This window comes from Kitasatospora sp. NPDC059599 (genome assembly GCF_042735125.1).
Taxonomy (GTDB): domain Bacteria; phylum Actinomycetota; class Actinomycetes; order Streptomycetales; family Streptomycetaceae; genus Kitasatospora.
The window spans coordinates 1-16765 of the sequence record NZ_JBHWCL010000193.1; the positions used below are offsets into that span (position 1 = coordinate 1).

13 protein-coding genes and 1 pseudogene are annotated in these 16765 nt (G+C 74.8%); 3 read left to right on the forward strand and 11 right to left on the reverse strand.

Annotated elements, in window-relative coordinates; all coding sequences use genetic code 11:
• Positions 1-285 precede the first annotated feature (285 nt).
• Positions 286-2397: a phosphocholine-specific phospholipase C gene (locus tag ACFV04_RS39515; protein WP_380535857.1), complete on the forward strand. Its 2112-nt coding sequence runs from the start codon at positions 286-288 to the stop codon at positions 2395-2397.
• A gap of 175 nt (positions 2398-2572) precedes the next feature.
• Here ACFV04_RS39515 and ACFV04_RS39520 read toward each other — a convergent pair whose 3' ends face one another.
• The 3 genes and pseudogenes from ACFV04_RS39520 to ACFV04_RS39530 form a co-directional block, all read right to left on the reverse strand.
• The gene (locus ACFV04_RS39520; protein ID WP_380535859.1) at positions 2573-3751 is read right to left on the reverse strand and encodes an alpha-hydroxy-acid oxidizing protein; all 1179 of its coding nucleotides are present in this window, start codon (positions 3749-3751) and stop codon (positions 2573-2575) included.
• 266 nt (positions 3752-4017) lie between these two features.
• Positions 4018-5230, reverse strand: a pseudogene (locus ACFV04_RS39525) (MFS transporter); the annotation flags it as partial.
• Between the two features lie 181 nt (positions 5231-5411).
• Entirely contained in the window at positions 5412-6314 is a 903-nt protein-coding gene (locus ACFV04_RS39530) for a nuclease (protein WP_380346492.1), read from the reverse strand.
• A 478-nt stretch (positions 6315-6792) separates the two neighbouring features.
• Between ACFV04_RS39530 and ACFV04_RS39535 the strand changes: the two genes are divergently transcribed.
• Positions 6793-7500, forward strand: coding sequence for a hypothetical protein (locus ACFV04_RS39535; RefSeq protein WP_380535861.1), 708 nt, complete (start codon positions 6793-6795; stop codon positions 7498-7500).
• A gap of 182 nt (positions 7501-7682) precedes the next feature.
• On the opposite strand, the gene ACFV04_RS39540 is transcribed toward ACFV04_RS39535, so the two are convergent.
• The 4 genes from ACFV04_RS39540 to ACFV04_RS39555 all read right to left on the reverse strand — a co-directional run bounded on the left by ACFV04_RS39540 (position 7683) and on the right by ACFV04_RS39555 (position 12146).
• On the reverse strand, positions 7683-8297 hold the full coding sequence (locus ACFV04_RS39540; RefSeq protein WP_380346490.1) for a TIGR03086 family metal-binding protein: 615 nt from the start codon (positions 8295-8297) through the stop codon (positions 7683-7685).
• A gap of 109 nt (positions 8298-8406) precedes the next feature.
• Positions 8407-10092 (reverse strand): phytoene desaturase family protein, encoded by a 1686-nt coding sequence (locus ACFV04_RS39545; protein ID WP_380535863.1) that lies wholly within the window; start codon positions 10090-10092, stop codon positions 8407-8409.
• A 153-nt stretch (positions 10093-10245) separates the two neighbouring features.
• The gene (locus ACFV04_RS39550) at positions 10246-10902 is read right to left on the reverse strand and encodes a response regulator (protein ID WP_380346488.1); all 657 of its coding nucleotides are present in this window, start codon (positions 10900-10902) and stop codon (positions 10246-10248) included.
• Entirely contained in the window at positions 10890-12146 is a 1257-nt protein-coding gene (locus ACFV04_RS39555; protein ID WP_380346487.1) for a sensor histidine kinase, read from the reverse strand. The genes ACFV04_RS39550 and ACFV04_RS39555 overlap by 13 nt, the downstream gene beginning before the upstream one ends.
• A gap of 748 nt (positions 12147-12894) precedes the next feature.
• On the opposite strand from ACFV04_RS39555, the gene ACFV04_RS39560 reads away from it, so the two are divergent.
• A complete protein-coding gene (locus ACFV04_RS39560) occupies positions 12895-13140 on the forward strand; it encodes a hypothetical protein (protein ID WP_380535866.1) in 246 nt (81 codons plus the stop codon).
• Between the two features lie 221 nt (positions 13141-13361).
• Here ACFV04_RS39560 and ACFV04_RS39565 read toward each other — a convergent pair whose 3' ends face one another.
• The 4 genes from ACFV04_RS39565 to ACFV04_RS39580 form a co-directional block, all read right to left on the reverse strand.
• Positions 13362-13691: a hypothetical protein gene (locus tag ACFV04_RS39565; protein WP_380535868.1), complete on the reverse strand. Its 330-nt coding sequence runs from the start codon at positions 13689-13691 to the stop codon at positions 13362-13364.
• A gap of 362 nt (positions 13692-14053) precedes the next feature.
• On the reverse strand, positions 14054-14806 hold the full coding sequence (locus tag ACFV04_RS39570; RefSeq protein ID WP_380535872.1) for an FAD:protein FMN transferase: 753 nt from the start codon (positions 14804-14806) through the stop codon (positions 14054-14056).
• Between the two features lie 30 nt (positions 14807-14836).
• Positions 14837-15367 carry an FMN-binding protein gene (locus ACFV04_RS39575; RefSeq protein ID WP_380346484.1) on the reverse strand — a complete coding sequence of 177 codons (531 nt, stop codon included), beginning with the start codon at positions 15365-15367 and terminating at the stop codon, positions 14837-14839.
• 52 nt (positions 15368-15419) lie between these two features.
• Positions 15420-16765, reverse strand: a 1346-nt coding sequence (locus ACFV04_RS39580; protein WP_380535870.1) for a ferric reductase-like transmembrane domain-containing protein, incomplete at its 5' end; no start/stop codon positions are given.

Consider the following 16765-nt stretch of genomic DNA (forward strand, 5'->3'; position numbering starts at 1 on the left):
GCCTCACAGCGCCGATGGTACTGCAGGGGGGACCCTGTGGGAGAGTAGGACGCCGCCGAACAACCTTTGTGAAGAACCCCCATCCGGATTCCGGACGGGGGTTCTTCGCGTTTCCGGGGCACCTGTTTCCGGGGCGAACGCCGGCGCCGACGGGGCAGGAGTTGGCCGAACGCTCACGCGGCGTTCGCGTGCGGTCCGTGTACGGCCTTGCCTGCGGCCCCTAGGTTCGATTCCTCTCCCCGGAACCACGCACGCACCCGTGCACCCCCGACGGAAGGACAACACGTGGCCTCCATCGACCGGCGCCGATTCCTCCAGCTGGGCGGCGCGTCCGCCGCCGCCGCGGGCCTCGCGGCGTTCCCGCCCGCGGTCGGCAAGGCCCTGGCGCTGCCTGCGGTCGGCAGGACCCGTTCGATCGAGGACGTCGAACACGTCGTCGTCCTGATGCAGGAGAACCGTTCCTTCGACCACTACTTCGGCACCCTGCGCGGTGTGCGCGGGTTCGCCGACCCGCGTCCCACGCTGCTGCCGAACGGCCGGCCGAACTGGTACCAGCCCGCCGCATCGGTGCGGACCGGCCGGTACCACGACCGCGGCCTGCCGGCCTCCGAGCAGGAGGTGCTGCCCTGGTACATCGACCCCGGGAACACCACCGAGTACCAGGCCGGTACGGACCACGGGTGGAGCAGTGGCCACCTCGCCTGGAACGAGGGGCGCCACGACCAGTGGGTGAACCAGAAGCAGGACGTCATGACGATGGGTCACCTCAAGCGCCAGGACCTGCGGTACCACTTCGCCCTGGCCGACGCCTTCACCGTCTGCGACGCGTACTTCTGCTCGGTGCACGCCGACACCGCTCCCAACCGCATCCACCTGTGGACCGGCACCAGCGACCCGCGCAACGCGTACGGCCGTAAGCCGAACGGCCCGGGGTTGTGGGAGCGCAACGACACCAACGGCTACACCTGGACGACGTACCCCGAGCGGCTGGAGGCGGCCGGCGTCAGCTGGAAGCTGTACCAGGGCGGTTCCGGTGAGCCGGGCACCCCGACGGACAACTACACCGACAACTCGCTGATGTTCTTCGAGCGGTACCAGGTGGCCGAGGGCGCGTCGGGCCCGCTGGTGGACAAGGGCGCCACCGACCACACGCTGAAGGAGTTCCGGGCCGACGTCGAGCAGGGGCGGCTGCCGCAGGTCTCCTGGATCGTCCCGCCGTACAAGTACAGCGAGCACCCCTCCGCCACGCCGACGGACGGCGCGTACTACATCAACCTCGTGCTGGACGCGCTGACGTCGAACCCCGAGGTGTGGGGCCGGACCGTCTTCCTCGTCAACTACGACGAGAACGACGGCCTGTTCGACCACGTCGTCCCGCCGATGCCGCCAGTGGTGAGCCGCCCGGGCGGTCAGGGCATGGTCTCCGCCGACCTGGCGGCGAGCCTCGGCGACGAGCTGCTCGACCTCGCGAAGTACCCGGGGGAGATGAGCCCGCTGGTGCCCGGCTCGGACCCGGGCGGCCTGCAGCCGATCGGCCTCGGCCCGCGCGTGCCGTTGCTGGTCATCTCCCCGTGGTCGCGGGGTGGTTGGGTGTGCTCGGAGACCTTCGACCACACCTCGGTGCTGCGGTTCCTGGAGGCCCGCTTCGGCATCGAGGAGCCGAACATCAGCGCGTGGCGCCGGTCGGTCTGCGGTGACCTCACCTCGGCGCTGGACTTCTCCGGCGCGGACGGGCGGCGGGTCGCGGTGCCGGTGCCCGCGCCGATCGCCTCGCAGGGCAAGGCCTACCAGGTGCCGCTGCCGCAGCGGATGCCGGTCCAGGAGCCGGGCACCCGGCCGGCCCGCGCGCTTCCGTACGACCTGAGGGTCAACGAGGAGGAGACGGACACCCCGGGGCAGTTCCGGCTCGAACTGGAGAACCGGGGCTCGGCGGGCGCGTGGCTCTACGTCTACGACCGGACGGCACCGACGGTCGCCCCGAGGCGGTACACGGTCTCGGCCGGCGACACCTTCGCGGACTTCTGGCCGGTGTCCGGCACCGGCGGCTACCACCTCGTCGGCCACGGCCCGAACGGCTCGGTGCAGGAGTTCGAGGGTGCGCTCCCCGGCGGGTTGGTCGGACGTGTCGACCCGTCGAGGAACCAGGTCCGCGTCACGGTCTCCAACGACGGGCCGGTCGCCCGGACGGTGACCGCCGAGAACGCCTACGCGAAGGGCTCGCGGCAGAGCCGCACCCTCCGCCCCGGCGCCACGGCCCGGTTCACCTTCGACGTGCGCGGCGACAGCCGCTGGTACGACGTCACCGTCGCGGCCACCGGCGGGCCGGCGTTCCGCCGCCGTTGGGCCGGTCACCTGGAGAACGGCCGCCCGGGCACCAGCGACCCCGGTCCGCGCTGACCGGTCCGTGCTGACCGGTCCGTGCTGACCGGTCCGCGCATACCCGGGTGCTCTCCCGGGGCTCGGTCGGCCTGGTCGACCTGGCTGCCGACACGTGCCGGAGGGCTCCGGCGGCTCGGCAGCTCCACCGGCTCGGCTGGTGGCGGTGGTGCCGGCGTCGCGACCTGATGGTGCGTCAGATGCGACGCAGGGCGCCCTCGGCGCGCAGGTCGGCGAGCGTCGGGTAGCCGTCGACGGCCATGATCAGGTCCGCCTCGGCGAGCAGCGAGCGCAGCACGTGCACGATGCCGTCGGTGCCCTCCAGTGCGAGGCCGTAGACGTACGGGCGGCCGACGCCGACGGCGGTGGCGCCGAGGGCGAGGGCCTTGACGACGTCGGCGCCGGAGCGGACGCCGGAGTCGAAGAGGACGGGCAGGCCGGCGGCGGCCTCGACGACGGCGGGCAGCGCGTCGAGGGCGGGCAGACCGCCGTTCGCCTGGCGGCCGCCGTGGTTGGAGCAGTAGATGCCGTCGATGCCGCCGTCCCTGGCGCGGCGGACGTCCTCGGGATGGCAGAGGCCCTTGAGGAGGATCGGCAGGTCGGTGAGCGAGCGCAGCCAGGGCAGGTCGTTCCAGGTCAGCGGGTTGCCGAAGATGCCGATCCACTCCAGGACGGCGGCCTGCGGGTCCTCCTCGGGGGCCTTGGCGAGGCGGGCGCGGAAGACCGGGTCGGAGGTGTAGTTGGCCAGGCAGTGGCCGCGCAGCTGGGGGAAGTTGGAGGCGGCGAGGTCGCGCGGGCGCCAGCCGGTGATCCAGGTGTCCAGGGTGACGACGATGCCCTTGTAGCCGGCGGCCTCCGCCCGGTGGACCAGGCTCTCGGCGAGCGCCCGGTCGGTGGGGGTGTAGAGCTGGAAGAAACCGGGGGTGTCGCCGGACTCGGCGGCCACCTGCTCCAGCGGGTCGACGGTGAGGGTGGAGGCGATCATCGGGACGCCGGTGCGGGCGGCGGCCCGGGCGGTGGCGAGGTCCCCGTGGCCGTCCTGTGCACAGAGGCCGATCACCCCGACGGGGGCCATGAACAGCGGGGACGGCAGCCGCATCCCGAACAGGTCCACGGACAGGTCCCGTTCCTTCGCACCGACCATCATCCGCGGTACCAGGCCCCAGCGGTCGAAGGCGGCGACGTTTGCCCGCTGGGTGGACTCGTCGCCCGCCCCGCCCGCGACGTAGGACAGCACGGACGGCGCCAGGGCCGACTGTGCCCGGGCCTCCAGCTCGGCGAAGGTCATCGGCATCGTCGGCAGCACACCGCCGAGCCCGTTCAGGTAGATCTCGTTCTGGTAGTCGCCGAACCGCGTGCCGAACTCGGGGGCCATCCCGGTCGCCGTCCTTCCGCCGTCACCCGCCCGGAGAGCGCCCCGGGCCCGCCCGGGAACGTCCCGGCCGGTGGCGCCGTCCGTCGGCCCGGTCGGGCGGGTGGACGGCGCTCCGGCATTCTCGTCACGGCGAGCGCCCCTGACCAGGGTGCGGTGGTGCCGGGTCAGCGCTTCGCCCCGGCCTCCGGACCTGCCGCCGTTCCGGTCGCCTGCTGGGTGGCTGCCCCGGTCACCGGCCCGTCCGCCGTCCCGGTCACCGGTTCGGGCCGGACCCGGTGGCCGTACCGCCACGCGGTGGCGGCGGCGAGGAGGACGACGGCGCCCCCGAGCACCATGACGGCGGCGGGCGAGGAGCGGTCCACGACGAGGCCGCCGGTCAGGGCGCCGATCGACATCGTGGCCTGGAAGGAGGAGGTGAACACCACGCCGGCCGCCTCCGGGGCGTGCGGGGCCGCGGTGCGGAACCAGGTCAGCGAGCACACCGGCACGGCGCCGTACGCCACGCCCCACAGCGTCAGCAGGACGGCGGCGCCCGGACCGCCGGTGCCCAGCAGCGGCAGCAGCAGGGTCGCGGCGGCGAGCAGCAGGGCGGCCGTGCCGAAGACCGGGTGCAGGGCCCGGGCCGCACGGCCGCCGGCGAGGACGTTGCCGAGCAGTCCGGCGGCGCCGTACACGAGTAGCAGGGCGGTGGCCTGGCCGGGGCCGAGGTGGGTGGTGGCCGCGAGGAACGGGGTGACGTGGGTGTAGCTGCCGAAGTGCGCCAGGACGATCAGGAAGGTCACGGCGAGGCCGGTGCGGGTGCCCCGTCGGGCGAGCAGCCCGCGCTGCACGCCCGGGCCGGTGCTGGTCAGCGGGGGCAGCGGTGGCAGTGACACCAGGAGGGCGGCCAGGGTCAGCAGGGTCAGCGCCGCCATCACGAGGAAGGCCGCCCGCCAGCCGGCGAGCGAACCGAGGAACACGCCTGCCGGTACGCCGAGGACCGAGCCGAGCGGGACGGCCGAGAAGAGCACGGTGTCGGCCCGGCCCTGCCGGTGCTCCGGGACGAGCCGGGGGGCGAGCCCCGAGCCGGTCGACCAGAAGGCCCCGACGACCAGGCCGAGGGCGACCCGGGCGGTCAGCACGGCCCAGTTGGCGGGGGCGAGCGCGTTGAGCAGGTCTGCCAGGGCCGGCAGCAGCTGCAGGGCGCAGAGCATGGTCCGCCGGTCGGCGTGCCTGGTCGCGACGTCACCACCGGTGCGGCGACCGCGGCGACGATGCCCGGCAGGGTCATCATCAGCCCGGCGGTGCCGTCGGAGATCCGGAAGTCGCGCCGATCGGGGTGAGCAGGCCGATCGGCAGGATCTCGGTGGTGACGATGGAGAACACGCCCGTGGTGACGGCCGGTCCGGCGAGCCGACCGCCCCGCCGCGACCGGGGGTCCGGGCGGGGCTGGGCGGTGTCGGCGGTACGCGGAGCCGGGTGGAGGGCGGTGTCGGCCATGCCGGAGGTCCTGTCCGTCAGTGGTGGGTGTGTCACGAATCCCACCAAACGGCCAGGGGACCGGGCTGGCGCGAATCCGACCTCGACATCCGGGTCGGCGCGTCGACCTTCGGGTGGCGTCCCGACCTCCGGGTCGGCGCCTCGCGTCCGGGCGGGTGCGTCAACGTCCGGGCGGGCCGGGCTACTTCTCGGCGAACAGCAGGTCCTCGACGGGCCGGGTCATCCGCACCGTGCTGCCGTCGGTGACCTCGACCACGTGCTGCAGTCCGACGGTGGGCGGCTTGGGGCGCTCGGGGAGGGTGAACTCGTCGGTGCCGCCGGCCAGGAAGGCGGGCAGGCAGCCCAGGCCCGGGCCGAAGAGCCGGACGTAGTCGACGAGGCGGCGGAACAGCTTCGGCAGCATCACGAGGTCCTCGGTGATCGATTCGAGGTTCTCGATCTTCGCGCCGGTGGTGGTGACGTCGTGCAGCCAGACGCTGCCCGGGGCCCTGGCCGTCCGGGCCTGCTGCGCGGTGGCGGTCAGGTCGGCCCGGAGGGCGTCGGGCAGGCCCTGGTAGAAGGTGGGGTAGACCAGGCCGAGCGAGAGCAGGTGGTGGTTGACGGTCTGGTGCAGCAGGTCGGGGGTGACGTCCAGCCGGAAGCCGCTGCGCGCGGGCTTCGGGGGGTCGCCGACGTTCGGCGGTGCGCCGCGGCCGACCAGTGCCACGCAGCGGTGGAAGACGTCGGCGCCGCCGGTGAGGATGTAGCCGGGGACGGCCGCCGGGGTCGAGGCGGTGACCTTCTCCTGGTCGTCCTGGACGACCTCGGTGAAGCCCAGCCACGTCAGCAGTTCGTCACGGGCGGCGTGCGCACCGAGCCCCAGTGGCTGGTGCGCGAAGTCCGGGCCGACGCCCTTGTAGTGGGTTTCGAGGGCGTCGATCGCGTCCAGCCGCAGCGAGGCGCCGCCGTGCTCGTCGCGGTCGACCCGGTTGCGGCCGGGGACGTCGCACCAGTAGCCCGGGTCCTGTGGAAGGAAGTGGACGGTGTCGCCGTCGGGGCGGTCGTGGAGGACCTGGTAGGAGCCGGTGATGAGCATCATGGACATGTCTGCCTCCCGGATCTGACGGGCCGCCACCACGGCGGCGCCGGGCCGAGAGCTCTGTCCGTATGCGAAGTGTCGGGTTCGGCGAGAGCCTCGGGCGGCGGATCCGGCGACGGGCCGTCCGCGTCGTCCTTCCTTCCACCATGCGCCCGTCCGGTGGCGATGTCACTCCGGACGGGCATGGTCACGCACGGTGAGGGGGCGGGCCCTCGCGGGGCTTCCGCGTGGGGCTCTCGTCCGGAGTGTCGCCGGGTGTTGCCGGGTGTCGCCGGGCGTCGCGGGGGTGCGGAGCGAGGGGAGTGGCGTCGTCGGGAAGGTCGGGATGACGGGTTTCGGACAAGGTCGCCCCTCGGGGTCGATTTCCTGGAACCTCCACCGAACTTTCACTCCGTCTCCCCGTAGGGTGACTCTCGATCCGCCGCCGGGCGCTCCGGCGTGCGGGACGTCCCCTCACCCCCGATCCGTCTGGAGTGGTTCGACAATGAATGTCCGTCAGCTGTGGAAGCGAGCGGCGGCCGCGGTCGCCGGCCGCGGGATCGGAGCGGCCGCGTCGGCGTTCGCGCTGGTCGCGGCCGTCGTCCTGGGCGGCACGGTCTCCGGCATGTCCTCGGCGGAGGCCAAGCCCGCGTGGCCGTCCGGCCGGTGGGCCTGCTCCGGGCAGCCCGTCGACGCCGGGAACGTCATCACGGACCACGATCCGGCCGGCTGCGGCGGCTTCGGCTCCTGGTACCAGCAGCCGGTGAAGGACGGCATCTGGACCTGCTCCGGCTCCCCGGTGGTCGCCGGCTACGTGATCACGGACCACCAGACCTCCGGCTGTCGGGGCATCGGCTCGTGGCGCCACAGCCTGGTCAAGGACGGCATATGGACCTGTTCCGGCTCTCCGGTCGTGCCCGGGTACGTCATCACCAACCACCTGCGGGCCGGCTGCGGCGGCATCGGCTCCTGGCAGCACGGCCTCCCGCATGACGGGATCTGGACCTGCTCCGGCTCCCCGGTGGTGGCGGGCTACGTGATCACCGGTCACCTGCAGGCCGGCTGCGACGGCGCCGGTGCCTGGTACCACAACATCGCCCGGGTGGGCCTGTGGACCTGCCCCGGCTCGCCGGTCCCGCCCGGGTTCCGCGCCACCACCTACTCGGCGGGCGGCTGCAACGGCCTCGGTGCCTGGGCCCTCGCCCGCGCCTGACGGTCCGTCAGCTCGACGGCTCGACGGCTCGACGGGCCGTCGGGCCGTCGAGCCACGGCTCGGCTGTCCTACGGCTCGACCGCCTCGACGGTTCGAGTCCTCGTCCCCGCGCCCCTCGTCCCCGCGTCCGGATCCGGGCGCGGGGACCGGTCGTTCGGGAGGACGGACGCCCGTGGTGCCCGTCAGGGCAGGGCGTCGTAGGACCAGTGCGGGTCACGGCCGGTGAGGGCCAGCAGCCGGTCCTGCGTGTCGGCGCCCGGAGCGCTGACGAGCGGCGGGTCGAACATGCCGGTGCCGCTCAGGTTGCGGTAGCCCTGGAACTCGGCGAGCGCGTACCCGGCGGCGCCGGGCGGCATCCGGCCGCTCTCGCCCAGGGCCCGTGCCAGGTCCCAGCCGTGCACGACGGTCTCGGCGGTCAGCTCGCGGGCGTATCCGCCCGCGTCGCGCGTCCCGTACGACAGGTGCACCAGTTGGTCGGGCACGCCCGGCTGGTGCAGCGCGCGCACCGCGGTGTCGGCGGCCATCGCCCACACCCCGACGGGGTTGCGGCCCAGCACGTCGCCGCCGAACCGGTGGCCGATCGCCTCCGGGGTGTAGCCGGCCACCGCCTGGCACACCCAGAGGTGCTGCGCGGCAAGGTGGTTCATCAGTGTGCGGACGTCCCAGTCCCGGCACGGTGTGCACGCCGTCCAGCCGTCGTCGGGAACGGCCCGCACCAGGCGGGTCACCTCCGCCACGGCGGCGACGTAGCGTTCACGGACCTCGACATGGAACCCGGGTGGGTGCGGACATTCCATCGGAGGGCCTCCCTCCTGCCCTGCTCACTCTCAGTAAACCGCCACTGGGAGTGACATGCCAGGCGTACGGGGGGCCTGCTGCGGTGTGTGGCCGCGCGGCCCCTGCGCGTCAGCGGCGCGCCCCTTCCTCCAGGACGGCCCGCGCCGCGTTGTGACCGGGGATGCCGCTGACGCCGCCGCCCCGGACGGCTCCCGCGCCGCACAGCAGGACGCCCGGCCGGTCGGTGGCCACGCCCCAGCGGGCGGCGGCGCCGGCACCCGCATCCCTGGCACCGGCATCCCAGGCGCCGGCACCGGTGTGCCCGACAGCGTCGTCTCCGGGGCCGTCGTCGTCCACGAACGGGAAGGCGAGGTCGCGGTGGAAGATGTGGCCGCCCGGCAGGCCGATCTCCCGCTCCAGCTCCACCGGCGTCCTGGCTTCGAGGCAGGGCCGCCCGTCGGCGTCCGTGGCCAGGCAGCCGGCGATCGGCTCGGCCAGTACCGCGTCCAGCTGCGCCAGACTCGCGGCCAGCGCACGGTCCTTGGCCGCCGGGTCGCCGAACAGCCGGGCGGGCATGTGCAGGCCGAAGAGGGTGAGCGTCTGGAGCCCCTCACGAACGGCCTCGGGGCCGAGGATCGACGGGTCGGTGAGGGTGTGGCAGTAGATCTCGGAGGGCGGCGCCGAGGGCATCCGGCCGTCCCGTGCCTCGGCGTGGGCGGTCGCCAACTGCCGGTAGCCCTCGGCGATGTGGAAGGTCCCCGCGAACGCCTCGCGCGGGTCCGCGGCGCTGTCCCGCAGTCGCGGTAGCCGGCGCAGCACCATGTTGACCTTCAGCTGGGCGCCCTCCGGTACGGGCCCCGGGGCGTCGCCCAGCAGCCGGGCCAGTACCGCGGGTGCGGCGTTCACCAGCACCCGGTGCGCCGCCACCGTGCCCTCGCCGCCCCGCGCCAGGTCCCGGTACGACACCTCGGCGTCCGCGCCGCCGCCACCGCGGGCCGTCCCGCCTGCGGGGGTGCGGTCGGCGGCGATGGCGGTGACCTCGTGGCCGGTCCGGATCTCCGCGCCGGCCGCCAGGGCCGCCCCGGCCAGCGCGTCCGTCACCGCGCCCATCCCGCCGACCGGCACGTCCCAGTCGCCCGTGCCGTTGCCGATCACGTGGTAGAGGAAGCAGCGATTCTGCCGGAGCGAGGGGTCGTGGGCGTGGGTGAAGGTGCCGATCAGCGCGTCCGTCAGGACCACCCCGCGCACCAGGTCGTCCGCGAAGCTCCGCTCGATCACCGCGCCCAGCGGCTCCTCGAACAGCGACGCCCAGGCCGCGTCGTCCCCGATCCGCCGGCGCAGCTCCGTCCGGGAGGGCAGCGGCTCGGTGAGCGTCGGGAACACCCGCTCGGCGACCCGTGCGGTCGTCCCGTAGAAGCGCTGCCACGCCTGCCACTCCCGGTCGCCGCCGGTCAGCGCCCGGAACGACTCCCGGGTCCGGCCGGGATCGCCCGCGTCCACCAGCAGGCCGGTCGGCTTCCCGTCCCGCTCGGCGGGCGTGTACGAGGCGATCCGCCGCCGCCGCAGCTCCAACCGCAGGCCGAGCTCCCGGACGATCTTCCGCGGCAGCAGGCTCACCAGGTACGAGTAGCGCGACAGCCGCGCGTCCACCCCCGGGAACGCCTGTGCGGACACCGCCGCCCCGCCGACCCGGGCGAGCCGCTCCAGCACCAGCACCCGCTGCCCGGCGCGTGCCAGGTACGCGGCCGCCACCAGCCCGTTGTGCCCGCCGCCGACGATCACGACGTCGTACCGCGAGGACGCGTTCGTGTTCATCCGGCCACGCTACGCCACAACCGGGGAGCGCGGAACAGTCGTGCGGCGAGGGGCCCTTCGGAGGCGGCGGGTCGGCGGAGGGCGCGGGTGACGGGGCTTGCGGAGGGTGCGGCCGGGCATGCGGGTGGCGGGGCTTGCGGACGGTGCGGGCGGCTACCGGTCGGCGAGGGTGCGGAGGTACGTGAGGACGGCGAGGACGCGGCGGTGGCCGGTGTCCGGGGTGGGCATGCCCAGCTTGGTGAAGATGCCGCCGATGTGCTTGTTCACGGAGCTCTCGGCGATGAACAGCAGCCGGGCGATGGCGGGGTTGTTGTGTCCCTCGGCCATCAGGGCGAGCACCTCGCGTTCGCGCGGGGTGAGGGCGGCGAGGGGGTCCCGGGCGGTGTGGTGGGCCATGAGGTGGGTGATGACCTCGGGGTCCATGGCGGTGCCGCCGTCGGCGACCCGCCGCAGGGCCTGGAGGAACTCCTCGGCGCGGCCCACGCGGTCCTTGAGGAGGTAGCCGACGCCGGTCGCGCTGCGGGCGAGCAGTTCGGTGGCGTAGGCGTGTTCGACGTACTGGGAGAGGATCAGGACGGGGAGCCCGGGCAGCCGGCGGCGGGCCTCGACGGCGGCGCGCAGGCCCTCGTCGCGGAAGCCGGGCGGCATCCGGACGTCGACCACGGCGATGTCGGGACGGTGGTCGAGCAGGGCGGGCAGCACGTCGTCGCCATGGCCGACGGCCGCACACACCTCGTGGCCCTCGCTGGTCAGCAGCAGGACCAGGCCCTCGCGCAGCAGGGCGTTGTCCTCGGCGATCAGGATGCGCATGGGATGTCCACTTCCAGTACGGTCGGGCCCCCGGGCGGGCTGGACAGGGCGGTGGTTCCGTCGAAGGCGGCGACCCGGCGCCGCAGGCCCGGGAGGCCACTCCCGGCGCCTTCGGCCGCGCCGCCCCTGCCGTCGTCCTCGACCCGGACGGCGATCGCACCGGCGGTGATCCGCAGCCGGACCAGCGCGGTGCGGGCGCCGCTGTGCCGGGCGACGTTGGTGAGCGCCTCGGCGACCACGAAGTAGGCTGCGGCCTCGGCGGCGGCCGGTGCGCGGGGCGGCGGGTCGGCGCTCCCGTCGAGGTCGGTCCGGGTGGGGACGGCGCAGTGGGCGGCGAGTGAGCGAACGGCCTCGGTCAGCCCGCGGTCGGCGAGCACCGGCGGGTGGATGCCCCGCACCAGGGCGCGCAGGGACCCCAGGGCCTGTTCCGCGACGCGTTGGGTGGAGTCCACCAACTCCTCGACCTGGTCCGGGCGGTGGGCGAGGGCCCGGCGGATCATGCCGAGCCGCAGCGAGACGGCCACCAGGTCGGCCTGGGCGCCGTCGTGCAGGTCCCGCTCGATGCGGCGCAGTTCGGCGGCGTGCGCGTCCAGCGCCCCGGACCGGCTCAGCGTCAACTCCCGGACGCGCTCCGCGAGCGACTCGCGGCGGCGGGCCACCAGCAGCCGGCGGGACGCCCGTGCGTGCAGGTCGGCCAGCGGCGGCAGGGCGGCCAGCGCGACCAGCGCGTAGCCGACCCCACCGACCGCCGCCGCGGCCGCCACCGGCCAGGAGTCCACGTCCAGCAGGATGATGGCGTCCCGCTCGCGCGGCAGCAGCCGCCACCACACCGGTGCCGTCAGCCAGTTGAGGGCATGGCTGCAGAGGGTGAGGGCGGCGGCGCACAGGGCCGTGCCGGCGGTGCCGTGGACGAACAGCCAGAGCAGGTCCTTGCGGACGGCCGGGTCGCGCGGGGACGGCCGCCGGTCACGGTACGGCGAGCGGACCTCGGCCCCGAGCCGGCGGCCCACCAGGCGGCGGTGGAACTCGGCGTAGCGGCGCAGCAGTTGCAGGGCGCGGGGGAGGAGCAGGAAGCCGACGCCGACCGGGCAGAGGGCCAGGACGACGGTCAGGAGGACGACGGCGACCAGGGCGCCCAGTCCGGTGCCGAGGCAGCGGAGCGCGTACCAGGCGGCGGAGGGGGAGCGGCGGGCCGTCGACCGGGCGGTGGCTGCGGCCGCTGCGGTGATTCCGGCTGCCCGCACGATCGTTGAGTGCCTCCGCGTCGACTGTTCGATCACCCTAGCACCGGCCGGTGGACGCTCCGGGGGTCGGTCCGGCGGGCCGGGCGGGCCTGTCGGGTGGTTCGGTCGGGCGGCCGGGTTCGGCGGCCTGGTGTGGTGGACGGGTTCGGAGGCCTGGTGCGGTGGACGGGTTCGAAGGCTGGTTCGGGGGCTGGTGCGGTGGCCCGCTCGTGCGGAGGGGAGCCCCTCCGCCGGACGGCCGGCAACCCCACAATGGGGTGGGCGGATCTGACGGTAGGGGGGACCGGGTGGAGTGGCTGCTGGGGGATCGGCGGAGCCCTGTTGCTCGGGGTGGTGACCAATCTGGTGTACGACTTCGCCAAGTACGGCGGCTCGCGCGTCGGTTCACGGGTACCGGCGCCGCGGGTCCGGCGGGCGACCCTGTCGGAGGCGGCTCGGACGCACGACGTCCGGGCGGACGGGCTGGCGCCGCTGATCACCTGGTCGGCGGCCCGGCCGCTGACCCCCGGCACGCTGGTCACGTCGTACGACGGGCGGGTGGGCCGCCCGCACGTGCTGGACGGGGTCGGGTGGGCCGAGGAGGTGGCGCGCCAGCGGGCCGCCGGGGCGGCGGGCCGGACGGCGTACGTCTCACGCCTGACGGTCGATCACGGCGAGCACGGCGCGGCCCGGGTGCGCGAGGTGACCATCGCCGAGAGCGACTGCGCGGACGTGGCTGGGCTGGAGCGAGCCGGCCTCCTGCTACACGTTGGTCGCCACCGTCCGGGCCCGGCTCGACGCGGCGGAGATCGACCGCCGCCGCGAGGCCTGCCACAGCACCTTCGAGCACGACATGGCGGTCTGGGTGCCGTTCACCCGGCGCTCGGTGTCCGGGCTGGTCGAGGGCGGCGTGTGCCCCGACGGCTCGCGGCGCTGGTCGTACCTCGCACCGCTGGTGGCGTGGGAGGCCTGGCGGGCGGCGCAGCAGGAGCGGGGGTGGAGCGCGCAGGCGTGACGGGCGGCGTCCCGGCCCGACGTTCCGTCAGGGGCGTTGCACGGTGCGTCCGCGGAGGCTCCGCGGGGCGTCGCACTAGCCTGCAGGTCCGGCCGGGACCGGCCAGGGCCGACCGGGACCGGCCAGGTCCGGCCGGGACCGGCCAGGGCTGACCGGGACCGGCCAGGGCCGACCGGGACCGACCGGGACCGACCGGGACGGCACCGGGGCTGGTGCCACGCTCACGGCGTTCTCCCGGACCGGGTGGTGCACTGGTGGCAGTAGAGGACCTCGACCGGCCCACCGGAGCGGGCCCGTGCCACGGCCCGCGCGCACGACACGGCGGACAGCGCGGCGAGGGCGAACAGCAACACGCCTGCGGGCTGCCCGCTGAGCAGCGGTTCGGCGGCCAGGACGAGGAGTACCGCAGCCGCCAGGAACCGCACGGCGCCTCTGCCCCGGAGCACGGGCCGGTACTGCTCGCGGAACACCGTGATCTCTGCCGTCTCCTCGCACCGAGGGCAGCCGGACCCGCCGGCCTGCGCCGGTTCGAACAACAGCTCATCCGTCACACGGAAACCCTACGGTGTGCGTCCGGACGGATCGACCACGTTGCTCAAGCCGGTCCGCCGAACTGAGCGTTCCACGAACGGACTTCCCGGGCGGCTTGCACGGAACTCGTGCCGGAGCCGGTCCGCCGCGTTCGCCGTCCTGCGATGAGGCCTTCTCATGGGGCGATGCCATGAGCGCACCTCATGGGCGCGCGGCATGAGCGCACCTCATGACGCCGGCTCATGAGCGCACCTCATGAGTCGGCCCATGAGAGTGCCTCATGACGCCGGCCCATGAGAGTTCCTCATATCCCCGCCGCATGAGCCCTTCTCATGCGGCGCGCCCCTGAACGATCCTCGTCGCCCACCGCACGGCACCGCGCTCAGCCGACGGCGGATCGCCAGTCCGCCGGTCCGCTCGCCGGGAGGTGGCCGGGCAGGCCCGGTGTCCAGCGTTTGGTGCCGTCCGGCAGGACGGCGAGTGCCTCGATGCCGGGCCGGCGGGTCGCCCAGGCGAGGGCGCGGTCCGGGCCCATCGCGAAGGCGGCGGTGGCCCAGGCGTCGGTGCGGGCGATGCCGGTGCCCGGGGCGCCGACCAGGGTGAGGGAGGCCAGGCCGGTGGCCGGGCGGCCGGTGCGCGGGTCGAGGACGTGCGCGCCGCGTTCGGCGGTGCCGGAGGTGGCCACGGCGAGGTCGTGGCCGGCCAGGACGGCGGCGAGCAGGCCCGGCTGCCGGGGGTCGGCGATGCCGATCCGCCAGGGCCCGCCGCCGGTCTGCAGGTCCCCGCCGCCGCTGACGCAGTAGTGCCGGGCGCCGGAGGACCGCAGCAGGCCGGCGGCCTCCTCGACGGCCCACCCCTTGACCCAGCCGCTGGGGTCGAGCCGCCCGCCGGGCCGTTCGGTGAACCAGCCGTCGGTCTCCGCGGCCACCGCGCGGCAGGCCGCGAGGACGACGGGGACGTCGGGGTCGCAGTCGTCCGGGGTGAGTTCGCCCCGGTCGAGTCGGCTGATGTCGCTGTCGGGCCGGTAGGTGGAGAACACCGTGTCGATCCGGTGCAGCCGTTCGACGATCCGCTCCAGCGCGTCGGGCGTCCGCGGGGTCGGGTCGCGGACGGTGATCGAGAAGACGGTGCCCATGACGGGTTCGGCGTGGCGGAGCACGGTTCCTCAGCCCTTGGCCCGGTCGAGGGCGCTCTGCAGCGAGCGGATGTAGCCGTCGCTGGTGTACGTCGCGCCGCTGACGACGTCGATCCCTGCGCTCTGCGCGGAGATCGCCTCCTGGTTGAGCACGGGCAGGGCACCGGTGTTGATCTCGCGGTCGCGCCGTTCGGAGGTGGGGTACTTGACGACGTCCACGGCGGTGATCCGGCTGCCGGCCAGGGTGACCTGGACCTGCACCGGCCCGTACCGGGTGTTGACGGTGTCGCCGCTGACCTTGCGGGTGGCCCCCGCGGCCGAGGTGGACGGGGCCGCGGCGGCGGACGGGCCGGAGGCGGAGGGACCGGAGGCGGACTGGCTGCCGGGGGACCGGCCGCCGGAGGAGGGGGCGTTCGACGGTGCGGACACGTCGGAGCCCGTGGCGCTGTCCGACCCGGAGCCGATCACCGGGGCCGGCCCGGTTGCCTCGTGCGGTTTGAGGGAGAGCAACAGCACCACGCCGGCGGCGGTGGCGGCACTGGTGACGACGGCTCGGCGCATGGATTCGACGCTCCTCGGGAGTGCGGGACGGCTCGGCGGGGCTCAGCCGGGCTCAGAAGGAAAAGCTCTCGTGGTGGATGCGCCCCGGTGCGACCCCCGCCGCCCGCAGCGCGCGGGCGGCCTCCTCGGTCAGCGCCTCCGGCCCGCACAGGTAGACCTCGTGCTCGGCCAGGCCCGGGACGAGCCGGGCGAGCGCGGCGCCGAGGTCGCCGACCTGCTCCCGCGGGCCGAGCAGCTCGTGCACGACCGCGCCGCGGCGGCGGGCGATGTCGGCCAGCTCCGTCCGGAACAGCAGGTCCTCCGGTCGCCGGGCACGCTGGACCAGCGTCAGTTCTCCCGGCAGCGTCTCGAACAAGGCGCGCAGCGGGGTGATCCCGACGCCCGCCCCGAGCAGCAGGACCCGGCGCCGCCGCAGCAGCCGCCCGGTGAACGCGCCGTACGGGCCTTCGGCGCGCACCCGGGTGCCCGGGCGCAGCTCGGCGACCGCGGCGCTGTGCCCGCCCAGGTCCTTGACCGTGAAGCGCAGGAAGCGCGGGTGCGGCGGCGCGGACAGCGAGTACGGGTTGGCGGCCCAGCGCAGGCCGGGCGCCTGGAACTGGAGGCGGAAGAACTGTCCGGGTTCGGCGCCGAGTTCGTCCAGCCGCTGCCCGGTCAGGAACAGCGACACCACGCCGGGGCCCTCCGGCCGGACCTCCGCGACCCGCAGCCCGTGCCGCCGGTCGAGCAGCCACGGCCGGGCCAGCCGGTACCAGCCGAGCAGGGCCGCCGTCCCGAAGTAGAGCGCGTACCAGGCGGCCTGTCCGGGGCCGCCGCCGAGGTCGGCGCCGGTGGCGAGCTGATGGGAGAAGGCGAGTGCCACCGCCAGGTAGGTGGCCAGGTGCAGGTAGTACCAGGCTTCGTAGGACAGGCGCCGGCGCGCGGCGCGGGCGGAGACCGCGCCGGTGCCGAGCAGCAGCAGGGTGCCCAGGGTGGCCTTGATCATCTCCGGGTAGTGGAAGACGATCTCGACGCCCTCGCCGAGCAGGCCCCGCCCGTCGGTCAGCGCGTAGCCCCAGACGACCGTCAGCACGTGCACCGAGACGGCGGCCACCAGCCAGCGCCCGCCGAAGGCGTGCCAGCGGGCCAGCCGGTCCGCGCCGACCCCGCGCTCCAGCGGCGGCAGCCGGGCCATCAGCAGCACCAGCACCGGGGCGGCGTACCCGGCGAGCAGCCCGGTGATCCGCCCGGCGCCGGTCAGCCAGCCGGCGGCGCCGACGACCGCGGGCGTGCCCGTCCACCACAGGCCGAGCACGCCGAGCGCGCCGACGGCGATCAGTCCGAGCGCGACGGCCGGGTCCAGGGCGAACGAGGGGCGGCCCGCGGCCCGGTGGCCCCGGCGGACGGTCGTCGGCCGGGGCC

Bases quoted from the DNA above. Each gene is read 5' to 3' on its own strand.
- ACFV04_RS39520 (WP_380535859.1), bottom strand. From the start codon at position 3,751: ATGGCCCCCGAGTTCGGCACGCGGTTCGGCGACTACCAGAACGAGATC.
- ACFV04_RS39545 (WP_380535863.1), bottom strand. From the start codon at position 10,092: ATGAACACGAACGCGTCCTCGCGGTACGACGTCGTGATCGTCGGCGGC.
- ACFV04_RS39575 (WP_380346484.1), bottom strand. From the start codon at position 15,367: ATGCGCCGAGCCGTCGTCACCAGTGCCGCCACCGCCGCCGGCGTGGTG.
- ACFV04_RS39530 (WP_380346492.1), bottom strand. From the start codon at position 6,314: ATGTCCATGATGCTCATCACCGGCTCCTACCAGGTCCTCCACGACCGC.
- ACFV04_RS39535 (WP_380535861.1), top strand. From the start codon at position 6,793: ATGAATGTCCGTCAGCTGTGGAAGCGAGCGGCGGCCGCGGTCGCCGGC.
- ACFV04_RS39570 (WP_380535872.1), bottom strand. From the start codon at position 14,806: ATGGGCACCGTCTTCTCGATCACCGTCCGCGACCCGACCCCGCGGACG.
- ACFV04_RS39550 (WP_380346488.1), bottom strand. From the start codon at position 10,902: ATGCGCATCCTGATCGCCGAGGACAACGCCCTGCTGCGCGAGGGCCTG.
- ACFV04_RS39540 (WP_380346490.1), bottom strand. From the start codon at position 8,297: ATGGAATGTCCGCACCCACCCGGGTTCCATGTCGAGGTCCGTGAACGC.